At 45.1% G+C, this 13,848-nt stretch carries 9 protein-coding genes, 2 pseudogenes and 1 other annotated feature; of the genes and pseudogenes, 3 read left to right on the top strand and 8 right to left on the bottom strand.

The window, feature by feature from the left end:
* Nucleotides 1–103: 103 nt before the first annotated feature.
* Complete coding sequence (locus LC048_RS03345) at nucleotides 104–370, top strand: hypothetical protein (RefSeq protein WP_226602840.1); 267 nt, start codon at nucleotides 104–106, stop codon at nucleotides 368–370.
* Between the two features lie 44 nt (nucleotides 371–414).
* On the opposite strand, the gene LC048_RS03340 is transcribed toward LC048_RS03345, so the two are convergent.
* On the bottom strand, nucleotides 415–2,043 hold the full coding sequence (locus LC048_RS03340; RefSeq protein WP_226602842.1) for a putative polysaccharide biosynthesis protein: 1,629 nt from the start codon (nucleotides 2,041–2,043) through the stop codon (nucleotides 415–417).
* Nucleotides 2,044–2,347: 304 nt separating this feature from the next.
* Between LC048_RS03340 and LC048_RS03335 the strand changes: the two genes are divergently transcribed.
* Entirely contained in the window at nucleotides 2,348–3,616 is a 1,269-nt protein-coding gene (locus tag LC048_RS03335; protein ID WP_306049432.1) for a BaiN/RdsA family NAD(P)/FAD-dependent oxidoreductase, read from the top strand.
* Nucleotides 3,617–4,137: 521 nt separating this feature from the next.
* Here the strand turns inward: LC048_RS03335 and LC048_RS03330 are convergent.
* From LC048_RS03330 to glcD, 5 genes and pseudogenes are all read right to left on the bottom strand, one after another.
* Entirely contained in the window at nucleotides 4,138–4,323 is a 186-nt protein-coding gene (locus LC048_RS03330; protein ID WP_102263921.1) for a sporulation protein Cse60, read from the bottom strand.
* Between the two features lie 57 nt (nucleotides 4,324–4,380).
* Entirely contained in the window at nucleotides 4,381–4,692 is a 312-nt protein-coding gene (locus LC048_RS03325; protein WP_226602846.1) for a rhodanese-like domain-containing protein, read from the bottom strand.
* Between the two features lie 179 nt (nucleotides 4,693–4,871).
* Complete coding sequence (gene leuS, locus LC048_RS03320) at nucleotides 4,872–7,286, bottom strand: leucine--tRNA ligase (RefSeq protein WP_306049429.1); 2,415 nt, start codon at nucleotides 7,284–7,286, stop codon at nucleotides 4,872–4,874.
* A gap of 84 nt (nucleotides 7,287–7,370) precedes the next feature.
* Nucleotides 7,371–7,591 (bottom strand) — a binding site (T-box leader).
* A gap of 186 nt (nucleotides 7,592–7,777) precedes the next feature.
* Nucleotides 7,778–9,108, bottom strand: a pseudogene (locus LC048_RS03315) ((Fe-S)-binding protein).
* Nucleotides 9,105–10,517: a glycolate oxidase subunit GlcD gene (gene glcD, locus LC048_RS03310; RefSeq protein ID WP_306049427.1), complete on the bottom strand. Its 1,413-nt coding sequence runs from the start codon at nucleotides 10,515–10,517 to the stop codon at nucleotides 9,105–9,107. The pseudogene LC048_RS03315 and the gene glcD overlap by 4 nt, the downstream one beginning before the upstream one ends.
* A 345-nt stretch (nucleotides 10,518–10,862) precedes the next feature.
* On the opposite strand from glcD, the gene LC048_RS03305 reads away from it, so the two are divergent.
* Nucleotides 10,863–11,585, top strand: a complete 723-nt coding sequence (locus LC048_RS03305) for a FadR/GntR family transcriptional regulator (RefSeq protein ID WP_226602851.1) — start codon at nucleotides 10,863–10,865, stop codon at nucleotides 11,583–11,585.
* 59 nt (nucleotides 11,586–11,644) lie between these two features.
* On the opposite strand, the gene LC048_RS03300 is transcribed toward LC048_RS03305, so the two are convergent.
* Nucleotides 11,645–12,421 carry a 3-hydroxybutyrate dehydrogenase gene (locus LC048_RS03300; RefSeq protein WP_226602852.1) on the bottom strand — a complete coding sequence of 259 codons (777 nt, stop codon included), beginning with the start codon at nucleotides 12,419–12,421 and terminating at the stop codon, nucleotides 11,645–11,647.
* Between the two features lie 16 nt (nucleotides 12,422–12,437).
* A pseudogene (locus tag LC048_RS03295) lies at nucleotides 12,438–13,759 on the bottom strand (GntP family permease).
* Between the last annotated feature and the right edge of the window lie 89 nt (nucleotides 13,760–13,848).

Genomic DNA, 13,848 nt, shown 5'->3' with positions numbered 1-13,848 from the left:
GTGTACCTCCTTTTATTCATATGGGCAAGTGCCCATTCCATTTCTAGCAGCCTTACATAGACTATTATCATACTTTACATCAGATTATGAGGAGATGACCTGAATGAACCATCGACAGCAAGGACAAGGCTTGTACATCCCGATCCCCGGCCTGCCAGGCGGAGGCGGCGGATTCCCTGGTGGATACCCTGGCGGCGGATTTCCCGGTGGAGGATACCCTGGTGGCGGCGGCCAATTCGACCAGAGACTTAATCGCCTTGAGCGGCAAGTTCAAAGACTGAGTAATCAAATCGATCGCTTGGACCGCAGGGTCGACAGAATTGAGCGTCGTTTGAATATCCGTGATGACGATCAGCAGTTTTACTATTAAAATGTTAACAAAAATGGCCTTCATGACAGAAGGCCATTTTATTATTATACAGGAAGCCTTAATTTACGCTTGATCTTGGTTACACGGTCTCCGAAAAGCCTGTCGACCAATTTCGTCCGGAATCCAAGGTAAAAGTACACCGCAGCGCCTACCAGAGCAGAAATTCCGATAATCAGAATAGACTGGAACTTGGACGCTGGTGAAAGGAAGTCGGCAAGCACTTCATAGAATGCCAGTGTTACGCCTGCCATCAAACCTGAGAAGATCAAAATCAGGACAATTCTTCTCGTCACAAAGCCCATTGGATATCTGGCGAACTTTTTTATCACAAGTAAGTTGATGATGATTGCTGCCATATAGCCCAATGCTGTTGACATTATAGCCCCCTGTGTTTCAAAAAGCTTGATTAATGGGATGTTAAAAGTTAGCTTCACCAATAATCCCGTCAGCAAACTCAAAATCGTAAATCGCTGCTCGTTGATTCCTTGCAGGATTGCAGCTGTTACCGAGAAGAGAGCGAATAGGATGGCTACTGGTGCGTAGGTTGTCAAAACCTTTGTACCAAGGTCATTATGCGCATAGAAGATGGTATACATCGGTTCAGCAAGTATCGCTATCCCAATGGCAGCAGGTACTGTCAGGTACATCAACACCTGGAAGGTCTGGTCAAGCTGCCGTCTCATACCCTTGCGGTCGTTTTCTGTAAAAGCCTTTGTGATGCTTGGTACCAGTGTCAGTGAAAATGCCGTAGCCAGAGAAACAGGAATGATGACGAGCTTATGCGATTGGAAGTTCAACACTGAAAATGCCGAGCTGGCTTCATTTTGACTAAAACCGACTGCCATCATCGCTCTCGTAAAGGTCATCATGTCTACAAATTGGAACAAAGGATTGGCAATTCCGACAAAGACAAAAGGTGCGGCGTATAGCAGGATTTCCTTGTAAATATCCTTTAAAGAAATATCCATCGTCTTCTTGTCTTCTTCAAGCAGTTTATCTAAATGAGGCTTCCTTTTCATCCAGTACCAGCCAAGTACTCCAAGGCTGCCCAGAGCACCGATGAAGGCAGCAAACGTCGCAACACTAACAGCTGTAACCATATCTCCTTCAAGTACGTTCAGGACAAAAAAGGCACCGGCCAGCACGAAAACAATCCTGACAATTTGCTCAACAACCTGAGAAACTGCTGATGGCCCCATTGATTGATGACCCTGGAAGAAACCACGAATCAAGCTCATGAACGGAACAACAATCAATGCAAAACTAACCGCACGGATGACCGTCGTCACATCTGCAGCTGTTATCTTCACATTTTCATCATTACTGGTATCCATGACCATGTCAGCAAGCCCGGGAGCGGAAATATACATAACCAGGAAAGAAAGAACCCCGGTTGTCAGCATGACAGCCACACCAGATTTAAACAATTTCCTTCCAACTGCATACTCTTCAAGAGCATTGTATTTCGCTATGAATTTAGAAACAGCAAGCGGTACGCCAGCTGTAGCAATACTAATGAAAATTGTATATGGAATATAAGAGAAGGAGTATAAGGCTGTCCCATACTCTCCTACTATTGCGAAAAAGGGAATTACATAAAACAATCCCAGCACTTTAGATAAAATCGTACCGAGCGTCAAAATGAACGTCCCTCTTAAAAGCTTCGATGACATAGAATCCCTACTTTTCAATCTATAAATTAAAAAACAGATTACAAACTTGTATTTTACCATAACACAAACAGACATTATGATATTTATCAATGGATGCAGATATTTCCTGCATTCCCGCTTCAGATATTTCCTGCATCCCTTAGTTTACTCCTTCTCCAGCCTGACTGCCAGTTTTCCGGCCAGGAATTAATAAACGGCTGTTTGAGAAACCTCATTCGAGGCAATGTTTTTAATGAAGAGATGGATTATAATAATAAAAGTGCTTAATTGCATCTAAAAAGTAATACGAAAAGTTGGTGAAGCAATGAAATACGATGTAATCGTCCTTGGCGGCGGTCCGTCTGGCTTGATGGCCGCGATTGCTGCTGGTGAGCAGGGGGCAAAGGTGCTGCTGATCGATAAAGGAGACAAGCTTGGCCGAAAGCTGGCAATCTCCGGTGGCGGCCGCTGTAATGTGACCAATCGTCTTCCAGTGGAAGAGATCATTAAACATATACCCGGAAATGGACGGTTCTTATACAGCGCACTGTCGATTTTTAGCAATGAAGATATCATTTCTTTTTTCGAAGGGCTTGGAATTCAGCTCAAAGAAGAAGATCATGGCCGGATGTTCCCGGTCACTGACAAAGCCCAGTCCGTTGTTGACGCCCTTTTATCAAAGCTTAAGGAATTAAAAGTGGAAATCAAAACGAACACCCCTGTTGCCGATGTCCACTACAAAAATGGCAAGGTAGAGTCTGTCGAATTGAAAAATGGTGATTTGATTTTTGCAGACAGCGTCATCATTGCCGTCGGTGGTAAATCAGTTCCCCATACAGGTTCCACTGGCGATGGGTATGCATGGGCTGAAAAAGCAGGACATACAATCACAACATTATTCCCGACTGAAGTGCCGTTGAAGTCCTCTGAATCTTTTATAAAAGAAAAAGTTCTGCAGGGACTTTCATTAAGAGGGGTAGGGCTCAGCGTCCTAAATCCAAAAGGGAAAGCGCTGATTACGCATAAAATGGATATGATTTTTACACACATTGGTGTCAGTGGGACTGCGGTTCTTCGCTGCAGCCAGTTCGTCGTCAAAGCGATGCAGAAATGGGATTTGAAAGAAGTCGTCATGTCCCTGGACGCCCTTCCTGACATAAAGGAAGAAGAAGTGTTCCAGGAAATCAATAAGTTGATAAAAGCGGAGCCAAAAAAAGCGGTGAAGAATTTATTGAAGGGTCTTCTGCCCGAACGGTACCTACTGTTCCTGCTTGAGCTGAATGAGATAGACCCGGCGATGCAGGGCGGACAGCTAGGCCATGAGAAAATAAGAAGCTTCACCAAATCAGCAAAGCAATTTGAGTTCAAAGTGAACGGTACCCTTCCGCTTGATAAAGCATTTGTAACCGGAGGCGGCGTATCAGTCAAAGAAGTCGAACCGCAAACAATGGCATCCAAGAAAGCAGAAGGACTTTACTTTTGCGGTGAAATCCTGGATATCCACGGATATACCGGGGGATATAACATCACCTCAGCCCTGGTAACCGGACGGCTTGCGGGAAGCAATGCAGCTGAGTTTGCCCTAGAGAAATAGATTCCTTTACTTAGTGTCTGTCACTACCATGTGACGGACACTTTTTCTGGTTTTCCCCTGATTTCTGTCGGTCATGGTCTTGATGACGGACATTTTTTCTGATTTCACGATGATTTCTGTCCGTCATGGACTTTATGACGGACACTTTTTCTGATTACACGATGATTTCTATCCGTCATAGCCTTGATGACGGACACTTTTTCCGTTTCATCGTCTATTTTTGTCCGTCATAGCCTTGATGACGGACACTTTTATCATTTTCTCGTCCATTTCTGTCCGTCATGACCTTGATGACGGACACTTTTTCTCGTTTCCGGCTTATTTCTGTCCGTCATAGCCTTGATGACGGACACTCTTATCGTTTTCTCGTCCATTTCTGTCCGTCATAGCCTTGATGACGGACACTTTTATCATTTTCTCGTCCATTTCTGTCCGTCATGACCTTGATGTCGAACACTTTTTCTCGTTTCCGGCTAATTGCTATCCGTCATTCTAAAAAGAAACAGAGCCCGAGTAAATACTCAGGCTCTGTAAACTACCATGGCTGAAAAACAATATATCTGCTCTTCGTCCATTTCTTCAGGAATGACCGCGACATTATATTTAATGTCCAAAAGCTTTTTCTCATCGAGCTTTTCTAGAAACCGGTTCATTTCCTGCTCAAGGTCTTTTTCATGTTCGTGATCAAATACTCTGACCTGGATCAAGGGAAGTCATCCTTCCTTTTTTACATCCATTCTGGCCATGTTTTCAGAATTTTATAATTATAGGCGTTTTGTTTCTCCGCCCCAGCTCATCATGCCGCCAACCATGTTGCGGACTTTGTAGCCTTGCTCGTTCATGTAGTGGCAAACGTTGCCGCTGCGTGCGCTTGAACGGCAGATGAAGATATATTCTTTGTCTTTGTCGAATTCGTTCATTCTTTCAGGAATTTCTCCCATTGGCACATGCTTAGCTCCTGGGATCATTCCGGATTCAACCTCGTCATGTTCACGTACGTCAACCATTTCTGGCTTTTCGCCAGCTTCCAGCTTCTTTTGAAGTTCTTCAGGTGAGATTGTTTCAATTTTATTCATGAGTCATTTCCTCCAATATTTAGTAAAATTAATCCTATTATAAGGATACAATACCTTAGTGTATTTTCCCCTATTTATTATATAAAAACCCATTTGAAATTACAAAAAATAAACCTATCGGGGTATTTAACGATAGAAAACTAAGGGTCGCCAATAAACGACCCTTAAAAGATTAAATCTTAGTTTGCTACTATGTTAACTAACTTTCCTGGTACTGCAATTACCTTGCGAACGGTTTTTCCGTCGATTTGTTCCTTGACAGCATCATCGCCCATCGCGATTTGCTCAAGGGTTTCCCTGTTTGCATCTGCAGGTACCATCATTTTCGCTTTGATTTTACCGTTTACCTGGACAACGATTTCGACTTCGTCGTCAACAAGCTTGGCTTCATCGTAAGCCGGCCAAGCTGCATATGTGATTGACTCACCATTGCCAAGCTTTGTCCAAAGCTCTTCAGCTATATGCGGCGTAATCGGCGCCAGCATTTTTACAAAGCCTTCAACGTATGCTTTTGGAAGCTCTTCTGCCTTATACGCTTCATTGATGAAGACCATCATTTGTGAAATCGCAGTGTTGAAGCGAAGTCCTTCGTAGTCTTCGGTCACCTTTTTAACCGTCTGATGGTAGACCTTCTCCAGGTTCGTGCTTTCAACATCCTTGATTTTGTCGCTCAAGCTGCCGTTTTCATTGACAAGCAGGCGCCAGATGCGGTCTAAGAAACGGCGTGAACCGTCCAGACCATTTGTAGACCATGCGATGGATGCTTCAAGCGGTCCCATGAACATTTCGTAAAGGCGTAGCGTATCTGCACCATGGCTTTCAACGATTTCATCTGGGTTAACGACATTGCCTTTTGATTTACTCATCTTTTCGTTATTTTCACCAAGAATCATACCCTGGTTGAAAAGCTTTTGGAAAGGCTCCTTCGTGTGGACAACTCCTATATCGTAAAGGACCTTGTGCCAGAAACGAGCATATAGCAAGTGCAATACCGCGTGTTCCGCTCCGCCGATATAAATATCAACCGGAAGCCACTGCTTTAATTTTTCCTTATCAGCAAGTGCCTGGTCGTTCTTTGGATCGATATAGCGCAGATAGTACCAGCAGCTGCCACCCCACTGCGGCATTGTATTCGTTTCCCTGCGGCCTTTTTTGCCTGTTTCAGGGTCGACAACATTCACCCAGTCATCGATATTGGCAAGTGGAGACTCGCCTGTGCCAGAAGGCTTGATATCCTTCGTTTTAGGAAGAACTAAAGGCAACTGGTCTTCTGGAACTGCTGACATTGTTCCATCTTCCCAGTGGATGATTGGAATTGGCTCACCCCAGTATCGCTGGCGACTGAACAGCCAATCGCGAAGGCGGTAAGTGACCTTCTTCGTGCCAATGCCTTTTTCCTCAAGCCATGCGATCATCTTGCTGATGCCATCTTCCTTGTTCATGCCGTTAAGGAATTCAGAGTTAACGTGTTCGCCATCGCCTGTGTAAGCTTCTTTTTCGATGTTTCCGCCGGCTACGACTTCCTTGATCTCCAGATCGAACTTTTTCGCAAACTCATAGTCGCGCTCATCATGGCCAGGTACCGCCATGATTGCACCTGTTCCATATGAAGCAAGAACATAGTCGGCAATCCAGATTGGCATTTTTTCGCCGTTAGCCGGATTGGTCGCATAAGCGCCAGTGAAGACGCCTGTTTTGTCCTTTGAAAGGTCCGTACGCTCAAGATCACTCTTACTCTTGATTTCATCGATATATTTTTCAACTGCATCCTTCTGCACGGCTGTCGTGATTGTATCAACAAGCTGGTGTTCTGGTGCAAGCACCGCATAAGTTGCGCCGAACAATGTATCCGGACGAGTCGTGAACACGGTGAACGTTCCGTCATGCCCTTCAATTTTGAAAGTGATTTCCGCTCCTTCTGAACGGCCGATCCAGTTGCGCTGCATATCCTTCAAGCTTTCCGGCCAATCAAGTAAATCCAAATCTTCAAGAAGACGATCTGCGTAGGCAGTGATTTTAAGCATCCACTGTCTCATCGGCCGGCGCTCAACTGGGTGGTCGCCGCGCTCACTTTTTCCATCGATTACTTCTTCATTCGCTAAAACAGTTCCAAGTGCCGGACACCAGTTAACTGCAACTTCATCAATGTAGGCAAGGTCTTTTTCATAAAGCTTAAGGAAAATCCATTGCGTCCACTTGTAATACTCTGGGTCAGTCGTGTTGACTTCTCGATCCCAGTCGTATGAAAAACCTAATGCCTTAATCTGGCGGCGGAACGTGTTGATGTTATGCTCCGTGAACTCTGCAGGGTCATTCCCTGTATCCAATGCATACTGCTCAGCAGGAAGGCCGAAAGCATCCCAGCCCATTGGATGAAGGACGTTGAAGCCCTGCATCCTTTTCATGCGGGAAAGGATATCAGTCGCTGTGTAACCTTCCGGGTGGCCAACGTGAAGGCCTGCTCCCGATGGATACGGGAACATATCAAGCGCGTAAAACTTCTCTTTCCCTTTATCTTCAGTTGTTTTGAACGTTTTGTTTTGTTCCCAATGTGCTTGCCATTTTTTCTCGATTTCCTGATGGTTAAAACTCATCGTTTTGTCCTCCTGTTTGGTTTCGCTTTATTTTTAGTGGCTGGGTTTTCTTTTTTAAAAAAAATAAAAAAATCCCGTCCCTGTAAAAGGGACGAGAGGTTATGTATGATCTCCCGCGGTACCACCCAAATTAGTGTGTAACACTCGCTTCATTCATCCTTAACGCGGAAAACGGCAAACGCTACTAAAAAATTCGCGCCTGCGACTCAAAGGCGAGTTCATGATGGATCCCGTCTGGCTTGCACCAACCGCCAGCTCTCTACATCAGGCTTTGCATCACTACTACTCCTTGTCGAAGTCTTTCGTTATGAATATAGAGTTATTGTAATAAAATTCCCCTGCAGATGCAAGCGGGGATGAAATAAATGATGATAGAGAGTATTATATGATGGTTTCTGCTGCTCGTGCAGGCTTTTTCCTATGGCCAGCAGCCAGAAACCATCGGTCTTGAAAAGTAGCCCATCTGTAAAAATCCAGAAGTCCGTTATCGATTACTTAGTTTGTGCTGCCTCCAAAAGCAGATCAACAATATGCACGCCTCTCATTTTGTCAGGAAGTCCTTCACGTTCAATCCCGAGCTTCATTTGAAGAAGACAGCCTGGATTAGCGGTAACAATTGTCGTTGCATGGGTAGCCTTTGCCTGTACCATTTTTGAATCAAGGAGCTGCATTGACATTTCACTCTCGACAATATTATAGATTCCTGCTGAACCACAGCAGCTGTCAGCATTCTGCATTTCCTGGTATTGAATCCCCTTGATGGACTGCAGCAAGATCCTCGGTGCTGAAGCTGTTTTCATGACATTGCGAAGATGGCATGAATCCTGATAGGTAATGATTTGATGCGGCAGTTCGAGGCTCACTTTTTCATGAAAGCCGACTTCGACCAAAATTTGCGAGATATCCATGATTTTATCAGCAAATTCCTGGGCCCCGTCCCTTCCATTCCGAATCATCTTTAAGCAAATGATCATAATCAATTAAAAAAGCCCCGCAGCCCCCTGCATTGGTGATGATGAAATCGACTCCGGAATCTTCAAAGGCTTTAATATTCCTGCGGGCAAGTGCTTTCGCATCTTCCTTTTCACCACTATGTCCATGAAGCGCTCCACAGCAGGCCTGTTCCTTCGGGAATGACAATTTCACAGCCTGCAAGCTGCAAAAGCTTCATCGTTGCATTGTTTGTTTCCAGAAACATTGTATCCATCAGGCAGCCGCTAAAGAATGCGACCTTATGCGTCTTCATGCCAATGGGTCCAAGGTGCTCCGGACGATTTTTCATTTCCTTCATTGTCGGGACCTTTGGAAGGACCTTTTCCATCGTGGCAATTGACTCTGGAAAGAGCTTCATCACACCTGTTCCACGCGCCAACTTTTGGAGGCCAGAACGTTGATAAAATCCTATCAGTCCAGTCAGTCCCCTCATTCGCTCCTGATGCGGGAAAAGCCCTTTGAAGACTGCATTTCTGACCACTTTTACCGGCATTGAAAACTTCTTGTTTTGATTGACAATATCACGGGAATCTTCGAGAAGATGGTCATAGTTCACTCCTGATGGGCAGACCGGTTCACATGCACGGCAGCCAAGGCAAAGGTCAAGTGACCGTTCAAAATCCTCATCCGGTTCAATAATCCCATCGACGACCGCCTTCATCAAAGCGATTCGGCCCCGAGGTGAATGTGATTCCTGATAGCCCGATTCGATATAAGTCGGACATGTCGGCAGGCAGAACCCGCAGCGCATGCAGTTCAGTAGTTCGTTCTGGTCCATCTTTTCCTGGAATTCTGTCTGGATCCTCTGCTGTTCTTGAGCTGTTGTCATTTTGAAACCACCACCCGTTTTCTGCTGTCCTTCGCGAAAACCTTACCAGGATTCATGATATTGTTTGGGTCAAGGGCCATTTTCACTGCCTTCATAGCGGCAATTCCTGCTTCTCCTAATTTCAACTCCAGGTATGGTGCCTTCATGACGCCGACGCCGTGTTCACCCGTAATCGTGCCGCCGAATTCAATCGCCTTTTCAAAGATTTCGGCAAATGCCTTCTCGACTCTTTCCATTTCTTCATGATTACGAGAATCCGTCGGACATGTAGGATGAAGGTTTCCATCTCCTGCATGGCCAAAGGTACAGATATTCAAGTCATACTTATTTCCAATTTCGTTGATAGCATTGACCATTCTCGCAATCTCAGATCTCGGAACTGTTGCATCCTCCAATATTGTCGTCGGCGCTAACCGCGCCAGTGCAGACAATGCACTTCTGCGCGCAGTCCTAAGTGCTTCTGCCTCAGCTTCTGTTTGTGCTACCTGCACAGATACAGCCTTTTCTTCTTTACAAACCTCAGCAATCCTGGTCATATCACGCTCAACGACTTCCAGAGGACCATCCTGTTCAATTAATAGCACGGCTTTGACATCTGTTGGCAGCCCGATTTTCGCAAAATCTTCTACTACCCTCAAAGTCGGCTGGTCAAGGAATTCAAGCGTAGCCGGAATGATTTTGCTCGAGATAATCTTGGAAACCGATTTAGCTGCTGCTTCGAGATCCTGATATAAAGCAAGCATTGTTTGTTTTGTTTCCGGAATCGGAATCAGCTTAAGTGTAGCTTCAGTAATGATGCCGAGTGTCCCCTCCGAGCCAACCAACAGCCTGGTAAAGTCATATCCAGCAACGTCCTTGGTCAATTTCCCTCCTGTGGTGATGATGTCTCCGTTTGGCATCACTGCCTCAAGCCCCATCACATAATCCCTTGTCACTCCATATTTCAATCCACGGAGCCCGCCGGAGTTTTCATTAATATTGCCCCCGATGGTCGAAATTTTCATCGAACTTGGATCCGGTGGGTAAAACAAGCCTTTTGATTCAACCATGTGAATCAAATCAAGAGTTACCACTCCAGGCTGCACAGTAGCAGTAAGATTCTCTTCATCCACCTCAAGAATTTTGTTCATATGTTTGAAAAGAAGTACGATCCCGCCTTCTGTTGGACAAGTGCCTGCACATAGGTTCGTTCCTGATCCACGTGGGACAATGGGAATATTAAATTCATTACAGATTTTCACAATTTGTGAAATTTCCTGTTTGTTTCTCGGACTTACAACTGCATCCGGCATTGATTGAAAGTTAGGTGTTGCATCATATGAATAGACTAGTCTCCCCGTTTTTGAGTCAACAAAATTAGCAGCAGTTACAATTGAAATTATTTTTTCTTTCGCTATATTTGGAAGCATGAACGTTCCCCCTTCGTTAGTTACAATAAGCCAGCCATTGAATGCGAAACAGTTTTTCAATGTTTCTATTCTCAGTTGTTTACAAGAGAAAATCTTTTATCAATAAACTATTCTCCCAAAAACATTCCACTTGGTAATCGCTTACAATAAGTTGTATGGTCATCAGATGACCATACCTTAGATTATAGGATGAACAATGCGGTAATTTCAATCTATTTTTACTTTCACCCAAATTAATATTGGTTCCTTTAAATGAAATTCCGCTTCTAAAAGTCCAGAAACTTATAGAAGTGTGATAAAAATTGTATAATGAAAGCTAAGAGAATGAACTTTGGAGGATTTACTTTGCAATATAATAGAATTAAACCTAAAAAGATCTATGAAGAAGTTGCGGAGGCAATCCATAACATGATCAGTTCAGGTCAACTTAAGCCTGGCGATAAACTCGATTCTGTCCAACAGCTGGCGGAGAATTTCCAGGTAGGGAGATCTGCCATAAGGGAAGCATTGACTGCATTGAGAGCAATGGGACTCATTGAAATCAGGCAGGGTGAAGGCACATATGTGAAGCAATTCGAGTCTGAGCAAATCAGTTTCCCTTTATCGACAGCCATCCTGATGAATGCACAGGATACAGCTAACCTCTTGGAAGTGAGGAAAATCCTTGAGACTGGGACTGTCTTTTCCGCTGCAAAGAAGAGGACCGAAGACCAGCTGCAGAAAATAGAAGAAGCGCTAGAGGAAATGAAGCTTGCAAGTGGGAATGAGGAGCTTGGTGAAAAGGCTGATTTACAGTTCCATATAGCCATTGCTGAAAGCTCGCATAATCCATTATTGATCAGCTTGATGAACCATGTTTCCGGCCTGATGGGAGAAACAATGAGGGAAACCCGACGGCTTTGGCTCTATTCAAAACAAACGACAACAGATCGCCTCTATGAGGAACACTATGCTATTTATCAAGCGATAAAAGAACAGAATGCAGAAGAAGCAAGACGAGTGATGCTCAGCCATATCGAGAACGTCGAAATTATTCTCCATAAGTATTTGAACCAAACTAAAAATTAGAGTTCCAATCATATAAATCTAAAGCTGGCTTCCGAAAAATAGGAAACCAGCTTTTTTGATTATTGAATCGTATAACCTCCGTCAATGACTGCCGCCTGGCCAGTGATTCCTATTGCAGCATCACTGGCCAGGTATAAAACATAACTGGCAATTTCCTCGACAGCCAGCAGGCGTCTCTGCGGTACGAGCGGAAAAATGACCTCCTCTAGCACTTTTTCAAGTGGGATATTCCTGGTCTCCGCCAGGCTAGATAGCTGATTGCGGACTAACGGTGTATCGACATATCCCGGGCAGACGGCGTTGACGGTGATTCCGTGCTCTGCGGTTTCAAGTGCAGCCACCTTCGTCAATCCAATGACTCCGTGCTTGGCGCTGTTATATGCTGCCTTGCCAGCAAAACCGACTAGCCCATTGATCGACGCCATGTTGATTACCCGACCCATACCTTGCTTTTTCATGACCGGCAGTACATGTTTCAACGCTACAAACGGGGCTGTGAGCATTACTTTTATCAACAGCTCGAATTTTTCCGTCGGGAAATCCTCAATCATTGATACATATTGCAAGCCAGCATTGTTGATTAGAACATCCACTGTGCCAAATTGCTCTACACACTTCGAAACAGCTGTTTCGATGTCTTTTTCGCTAGTGACATCACATTTCAAACCAGCTGCTTCATATCCTGATTGACGCAGCCTGGCAGCTGCTTTTTCCACCGTTTCTTCCTGTAGGTCTGTCAAAAATACCTTCCCGCCCTGCTCAGCAAAACTCCCAGCGAGCTCATATCCGATTCCCTGGGCGGCACCGGTTATCAGGACTACTTTATCTTTTACCATCGGGAAACTCCTTTCCTTAAATCCCTAATCCTAGAGAGAATAGAACAATCGCGATTGCCACACCAATCAGCGGTACAATGACAGTAACTGCTGCGACTGGATTGTAGGCATCCTTATGGGACTCGCCGCAGATTGCCCTTACAGTCGTAACCACGTACCCATTATGCGGAAGGGAATCAAGCGCTCCGGAGGGAAATGGCCGCTACCCTGTGCAGCGCTTCCGGATTAACGCCCATATCCAGATAATGCGGAGCGAGCAACGGAAGCGCAATCGCCTGACCCCCGGATGCAGAACCTGTCATCCCGGCAATGACACTTACAGCAATGGCCCGCCCCAATCAACGGGCTTCCAGGTATATTCGTCATCGCATCAACCGCCGTCTGGAAGGCCGGTACTGCTTTTGCCACACCGCCAAATCCTACAACAGCAGCAGTGTTACCGATCGCAATCAAGGCACCCATCGTTCCTTCTGAAAGGGCTTCCCAGAAATTTTTGAAATACTTGCGATTCAGCAAATAGGCAGATACTACCCCGCCAAGCAGAGCTATGATGAGGGCAGATTGTTTTAATGAGTCATGGAAAACGAAAGAAATAACGAGTACCACAATCAAAGGGATAAGACCCAGTAAAGGATGAGGCAGCTCACGTTTCTCCATCATTGGATCTGTCTTCCTGGCTTCGAATTTTTCTCCTCTTGCCATGGCCTTTGTAATCATTCGCTTCAGCCACCAGTACCCAAAGATCATCATGAAGACGGCAACGATGGCACTGACCTCCCAGCCTGCAATCGGCGAAGTATCCAGGAATTGAATTGGAATCCAGTTCTGAATTTCCGGAGAACCGGCAGAAGTCATGGTAAAGGTAACCGAACCAAAGGCCAATGCAGCTGGAATGAATCGCCTCGGCAAATTCGCCTGCCTGAACAAGCTTAATGCCATTGGATAAACTGAAAATGCTACGACAAACAGGCTAACGCCGCCATATGTCAACACAGCACAAGCAGCGACGATCGCGAGCACAGCATACTTCATCCCCAATTTATCAACGATGAACTCAGATACACTGTCAGCCGCGCCGCTATCCTCCATTACCTTTCCAAAAATTGCTCCAAGCAGGAACATCATATACCAGGCAGTAACGAATCCAGAAAAACCAGACATATAGTTGCCGACAAAGTTGGCCGCACCTTCTTCAACAAGCTGCGGAAACAATGGCATCCCGCTAAATACTGCAACAAACAACGCAGAAAGTGGTCCAACGATTAGCAGGTTCATGCCCCTCATCGTCAGATAAATCAATAAAGCCAGACCGCCAATCAATCCAAACATACTCAGCATTCTTTTTCCCCCTTGTTATTTTAAAGTGAAAACAACCAATAACTGCCCTCCCTCAAGAACGGATTGATAACGCTTACAAAAGAAGATTG

This window comes from Mesobacillus subterraneus, from assembly GCF_020524355.2.
In the GTDB taxonomy this organism is placed as follows: Bacteria; Bacillota; Bacilli; order Bacillales; family Cytobacillaceae; genus Mesobacillus; species Mesobacillus subterraneus_C.
The sequence above is the reverse complement of the archived record's forward strand: the minus strand, read 5'-3'. Positions and strand labels throughout refer to the sequence as shown.